Annotated in this window: 5 protein-coding genes and 1 tRNA gene; 3 read left to right on the top strand and 3 right to left on the bottom strand. The window is 58.9% G+C overall.

Features of this window, described 5'->3' with window-relative positions:
• Window positions 1-224: 224 nt before the first annotated feature.
• Both NKI61_RS32525 and NKI61_RS32520 read right to left on the bottom strand, forming a co-directional pair.
• Window positions 225-581: a M20/M25/M40 family metallo-hydrolase gene (locus NKI61_RS32525; RefSeq protein ID WP_352713153.1), complete on the bottom strand. Its 357-nt coding sequence runs from the start codon at window positions 579-581 to the stop codon at window positions 225-227.
• Between the two features lie 569 nt (window positions 582-1,150).
• Window positions 1,151-1,396: a hypothetical protein gene (locus NKI61_RS32520; protein WP_352713150.1), complete on the bottom strand. Its 246-nt coding sequence runs from the start codon at window positions 1,394-1,396 to the stop codon at window positions 1,151-1,153.
• Window positions 1,397-1,957: 561 nt separating this feature from the next.
• On the opposite strand from NKI61_RS32520, the gene NKI61_RS32515 reads away from it, so the two are divergent.
• Window positions 1,958-2,338 carry a tyrosine-type recombinase/integrase gene (locus NKI61_RS32515; protein ID WP_352842378.1) on the top strand — a complete coding sequence of 127 codons (381 nt, stop codon included), beginning with the start codon at window positions 1,958-1,960 and terminating at the stop codon, window positions 2,336-2,338.
• A 73-nt stretch (window positions 2,339-2,411) separates the two neighbouring features.
• Window positions 2,412-2,501 (top strand) — tRNA-Ser (locus tag NKI61_RS32510).
• Window positions 2,502-2,648: 147 nt separating this feature from the next.
• On the opposite strand, the gene NKI61_RS32505 is transcribed toward NKI61_RS32510, so the two are convergent.
• Window positions 2,649-2,810, bottom strand: coding sequence for a hypothetical protein (locus NKI61_RS32505; RefSeq protein WP_023691300.1), 162 nt, complete (start codon window positions 2,808-2,810; stop codon window positions 2,649-2,651).
• A 186-nt stretch (window positions 2,811-2,996) separates the two neighbouring features.
• On the opposite strand from NKI61_RS32505, the gene NKI61_RS32500 reads away from it, so the two are divergent.
• The gene (locus NKI61_RS32500) at window positions 2,997-3,188 is read left to right on the top strand and encodes a DUF3606 domain-containing protein (protein WP_023668952.1); all 192 of its coding nucleotides are present in this window, start codon (window positions 2,997-2,999) and stop codon (window positions 3,186-3,188) included.
• Window positions 3,189-3,676: the final 488 nt, after the last annotated feature.

The raw sequence follows: 3,676 nt of genomic DNA, 5'->3' as shown, positions 1-3,676 counted from the left end.
ACAACCACCGCCGCATCAAACTGAAACTGAAAGGGCTGGCCCCTGTGCAATACAGGAACCAGCCCTTAAACCTGCCAACTCAATGAACCGTCCAACTTTATGGGGTCAGTTCAGGTCTGGTGGGCTTTTCTGCTGGGTCAGGTGTTGAATGTGGGTCGATCGTACGTCCGCGATCAGTCCGCCGCCGCTCGGCATCCTTGACCACCCGCTGCAGCCCGCCGACGTCACGAAGTGATTGACGGGCACCAGGAACTCCTACGGGTTGCCTCTTCACGCCTGTGCCACCGTCGCCCCCAAGAGGCGGCGACGGTGGCCGCTTGCAGCAGAACCCGCGCGCCGGTAACCGCGTAGGCAGGCTCCACATATTCCGCCTCGTTGTGGCTCAGCCCGTCACGGCACGGCACAAAGATCATCACGGCAGGCGCCACCCGGGCGAGGAACAGCGCGTCATGGAATGCACCCGAGATCATCTGTTTGTGCGGCAGCTGTAGGGTATTGGCGGCCTCCTCGACGGTTTTGACCATATCGGCAGAGAATGCCGCCCCGGCATGTCGAACGACCGACTGATCGTTACCGTGCAATGCTGAGCTTCTGCCTCCGCCGCGCACACCTGGCGCAGTTCTGCTTCGATGGCATCGAGCCGCTCTACCCGCGGATGCCTGATATCGACGGCGAAGACCACAGACTGCGGTATGGCGTTGATCGATCCCGGTTGGGCGGGAGCGGAACCTCTTTCCAGCCTTGGCCCGGCTGTCTGTGCACCCTGATGTTGGGCAGCCGGGCCGACGCCCTTCTGAATTCAATTATCGCCGGCGTCGCGGCTAACAGACGAAACCGTTATTTAGTCTGGTCATCCCTGCCTTGGTGATCTCGCCTTTACAGATTCCAATCCTGGACGCTAAGCCAGCAGCGGCCACTCGCTGCTGTCCAATCAACAAGCCCCAAACATCAGGTCGCGGTTATATACAAAAAAGCCGGCCACCTTTCGGCAGCCGGCCAGTGCAAACAAGGAAGGGAACGTTGCACTGATGGGGCAGTGCACCGTCCGAAGCGTTTCCAGGCGACAATGTTCCACCGATGAGAGAACAAAGAAGGCTTCACCGCCAGCGCACATTCCCCTTAGCCGCGCTGTGTTGCCGTCGCCTGGTGTCTAAAGGCCTTTAACCAGCCACGGATCGGTGTCGTATCCGAGGCGCGGCTTTTCCGGCGTTCCACCGGCCGGCAATTTAACGGTTCCGGTCGGCCTGCAGTCCAGCCCGAGCACCTGCTTCTTGGCCGAGTGCTTCGTAGAGCAAAGGTCCGTGGCGTGACTCACCACCACCTTCTTCTCCTTGGCAACAGCGACACCAGTCCCAGCGATCACGATCGCCGCGCAAAACACAGCTAATCTCATCATACTCCCCACCGTTGCTCCTCCCCAAAAACGCTGAGCATGACGTTACGGCACATATAAATTAGCGCAAGCGAATATTAGCTGCCTAGTCCCTTCACATCGGCTCTGGTCGCCTCCCCCTTGCTGCCGGCGCCTTGCGATACCGGCAGCGCGATATGGTAGGATGGGCGCATGCCTGCTCATGATCGGAAGGCCGATGTACATGACTTGACCTACATCGCAGAGGGCTGCAACCGTCAAGTTTCCCAAGTCGTCGTGGCGATGAACGATCGCGTCGAGGATCGCTTACTAAGCGGCGTTTACTAGGTTCCGCTGGTCTAGCCCTACGCGATCACACCATAACCACGTGATGACAAATCAGCCATGTGTGTGGCGCGGCGGGCCTGTTCCGCTTGTGGCCGGCGCCTACCCACCCGGGTTCCCCAACCATGGCGTCGGCCATTTTCGTTCTCTCAGCTATTATAGGCCTTTGCTATCGGCCTATGTGTCGGCCTTGGATGGCGAGATCGCGGTTAGATCACCTCGTTCGTTTGGATGTTTCGCTGGCGTTGGGAGGAGGCGCATATGTTCGCCAGCCGGCGGATACCACACCGCCCCACCGGTCAGGCCCAGCGCGCCCGCTGCAAAGTCCCCGCAGACGGCTGCTGGGCCGCTGCGGGCAGCGGCTACTTGCTGACCATCCAATTTGAATGGGAATGGGTGCGTGTCCTTGGCAAGACCTCCCTGCCCCGCATCCGATTTCACGACCTACGCCACACCCATGCATCGCAGATGCTTTCGGCCGGCGTGCATCCGAAGGTTGCCAGCGAACGCTTGGGTCATTCGACGATAGGCATCACGCTGGACCTCTACAGCCACGTCATGCCGGGAATGCAGGCCGATGCGGCAGAGCAAGTTGACGTGGCATTGCAGGCGGCTATAAGCAGCGAGCGAAAAGGCAAATAGTTGCAAAGTGCGTTGCAAACGGCTGATTTGGCCGATTGCGAAAATTCAAAAAGCAGAATGATTGCAACTAGTTGGAGGGATGGCCGAGCGGTTTAAGGCACCGGTCTTGAAAACCGGCGTGGGTGCAAGCCCACCGTGGGTTCGAATCCCACTCCCTCCGCCAGATATTTGGCTACCGTGCTGAATTGCCTCTGTATTTTCAAAGAGGGCCAAATCTTTCCTAAGTTATTCCTAACTTCCTAAAACGAAGAAGCCTGCCACCGCGAGGCAGCGGGCCAGCGTGAGCGCAAACGTTGCGCCAGCCTCAGGATCAACGTTCGTCCTGGCGATAGAGCCGTTTGGTCGCGCGGTCGCTTTCCATGCGTTCTGCAGGACCACGGTGGCGTCGGGTCATAAGAACGTATGCCATCAATAGGGCCAGCAACAGTGGCCCACCAGCAACGACGATCAACCACATCACACTTTCAAACATGAGGCATCTCCTTCACGTCACAACCGTCAAGGAGAAGAACCGTTCCGTTCAAAGTTACAGCAACACCAGCACCTCCTGCGACTGAGGGCCGTTTTCCCATGTGACCGTTTCGGAAATCCGGGCTCCGCTGCAACAAAAGGCTGCGGCTGCACGTTGCGGTTGATCATTCAACCAGGAGCAAAGCAAATGGCTGACGACAAAACGAAGACGGACTTCCGCGATCGGGACCGCGTCTCTGCCGATGAAGATTATGAAGTCGAGTATTTCGCCACCAAGGCCGGCATCACCCCGCAGCAGGTCAAGGAATTGATCGCGAAGCACGGCAACCGACGCGAGACGCTGGAGCGGGAAGCGAAGGCTCTGGGGAGCGGTAGGTAGGCCGGCATGCCAGAGTACCAGGTGGAAGAGTGGCATGGAGAGGAGTGTGTCTCAACTCAGGCCACGAGCGCCGATGATCCGTTATCTGCGGTAGAGAAGGTCACGGGCCAAAGGGTGTCGCCTAGAGCGCTTCAGGAGCATTGGTTTCGTGTGGTCGATGAAGATGCGCGAAGCACGCATGAATTCAGCCTTGAGGACGGCGGCCCGGCTGGAGATTTCGCAAAATAGCCATGACCAGAATCTCGGACCTGCATTGGGACCAACGCTGCAGATAGGCGAGAAAGGTGCAGCCGCCGGGCGGACCCGACGGCTTGTTGTCGATTGGATCGCTGCCGCCGCATGGGGCCTTAAGGCGCGGCCGGCGCCAGCTTGGCGGCTACTTGGTCGATCTTGTCGGCAAGTACGCTATTGGCCCAATCTGTCACCTCAGGGTCAACGGGCTGGTTGGCCATTTGGGCAAGGGCTGCATCGATCGATGGGACGTTGGC

The organism is Mesorhizobium sp. M0514, from assembly GCF_040321145.1.
GTDB lineage: Bacteria > Pseudomonadota > Alphaproteobacteria > Rhizobiales > Rhizobiaceae > Mesorhizobium.
The sequence above is the reverse complement of the archived record's forward strand: the minus strand, read 5'-3'. Positions and strand labels throughout refer to the sequence as shown.

What these genes read in the sequence shown, in the direction of transcription:
- NKI61_RS32520 (WP_352713150.1), bottom strand. Translation starts at nt 1,396, where the DNA reads ATGATGAGATTAGCTGTGTTTTGCGCGGCGATCGTGATCGCTGGGACT.
- NKI61_RS32515 (WP_352842378.1), top strand. Translation starts at nt 1,958, where the DNA reads ATGTTCGCCAGCCGGCGGATACCACACCGCCCCACCGGTCAGGCCCAG.
- NKI61_RS32505 (WP_023691300.1), bottom strand. Translation starts at nt 2,810, where the DNA reads ATGTTTGAAAGTGTGATGTGGTTGATCGTCGTTGCTGGTGGGCCACTG.
- NKI61_RS32500 (WP_023668952.1), top strand. Translation starts at nt 2,997, where the DNA reads ATGGCTGACGACAAAACGAAGACGGACTTCCGCGATCGGGACCGCGTC.